Source organism: Finegoldia sp. P3-F-LR (genome assembly GCF_052932165.1).
In genome coordinates this window covers 1-1,467 of sequence record NZ_JBRFJE010000044.1, presented here as the reverse complement: position 1 = coordinate 1,467, position 1,467 = coordinate 1, and the positions used below count along the sequence as shown (strand labels likewise).

The window sequence follows — 1,467 nt, the reverse complement described above, 5'->3', positions numbered from 1 at the left end:
TGATATGTACCCTCTTTACTGGACAAACCAGTAAGGAGGGTATTTTTATGAAATATAGTTATGAATTTAAAAAAGAATGCGTACAGTTGTACAGAGAAGGAAGATGGGCGGATACACCTGAAGGAGTTAAAGAAAAGAGATTTCATGACACAATTAAAGAATGGTTTAAGTTAGAAGAAAAGCATGGTCCAGAAATTTTAAAACATGGAAATAATATCGAGTGGACAACTGATGAAAAGCTAGAAGTGGTAAGCAAAGTATTAGCTGGAAACACAATAGGTTCTGTAGCAATTGAAATAGGAATTAATCGTGGACAACTTTATTCATGGGTTAACAAGTATAAAATTTATGGATATAATGGTCTTGTAAATAAAAAGAAAGGTCGTAAACCTAAGAATACAACCATGAAAAAAACGAATATCCATGAAGCAAAAAAACTTAATGAATCCGAAAGAGAAGAACTCATAAGATTGAGAGCAGAAAATGAATATATAAAGGCAGAAAATGAAATAATAAAAAAAGAAATCGCCTTGAGAGAAAAGAACTACGCTGCGCAACTCAAGGCGAAAAAGCAGCGATTGTCAAAAAACTCAAAGAAAAAGGCTACAGACTAAAATATCTTTTAATAGCTATTGATTTGCCAAAATCAACATACTACTTTGAAATTAATAAAGTTGATGCTGTTAAGATTAGAAATAAAAATATAGAAAATAAAATATTTGATATATTTAACAATCATAAAGGAAGATATGGTGTAAGAAGAGTATATAGGGAATTATTGAATCAAGGATATACAATAAATCATAAAAAAGTACAGAGAATAATGCATGAATTAAAACTATTTGGCAAAAGACCTAGAGAAAAATATCATTCATACAAAGGGAAAGTAGGAAAGATTGCTGATAATATAATAGACAGAAATTTTAAAGCTAATAAGCCATTACAAAAATGGAGTACTGATGTATCTCAATTTAACTTTTCATGGGGTAAATGCTACATTTCTCCAATACTTGATATGTATACAAATGAAATAATCTCTTATGACTTATCCTTAAGTCCTAATTTAGAGCAAATATCTAATATGCTAATGAAAGCATTTAACAAATTTCCAATACTAAATAACTTAATATTGCATTCAGATCAAGGTTGGCAATACCAACATAAATATTATATAAGAGAGCTCAAGAAACATGGTATTATCCAATCAATGTCAAGAAAAGGTAATTGTTATGATAATTCAATTATGGAAACATTTTTTGGAAGATTAAAAAATGAAGTTTATTATGGTTACGAAAAGAGCTATAACTCTTTTGAAGAATTTTCGAAAGCAATAGAAAAATACATCTATTATTACAATAACGAAAGAATTCAGAAGAAAACAAAATGGATGCCACCTACAAAGTATAGGTTAGCATCCACTACAACTAATTAATTAAATATTGTGTCCAGTTTTATGGGTACACATCA

Annotated in this window: 2 protein-coding genes; both read left to right on the top strand. The window is 28.9% G+C overall.

Annotated features, from left to right (window positions below; translation table 11 throughout):
- The first annotated feature begins 47 nt into the window (after positions 1 to 47).
- Positions 48 to 614, top strand: coding sequence for a helix-turn-helix domain-containing protein (locus ACU68U_RS09195; protein WP_012289969.1), 567 nt, complete (start codon positions 48 to 50; stop codon positions 612 to 614).
- Entirely contained in the window at positions 578 to 1,432 is an 855-nt protein-coding gene (locus ACU68U_RS09190) for an IS3 family transposase (RefSeq protein WP_148161039.1), read from the top strand. Before ACU68U_RS09195 ends, ACU68U_RS09190 begins: the two co-directional genes overlap by 37 nt.
- The last annotated feature ends 35 nt before the right edge of the window (positions 1,433 to 1,467 follow it).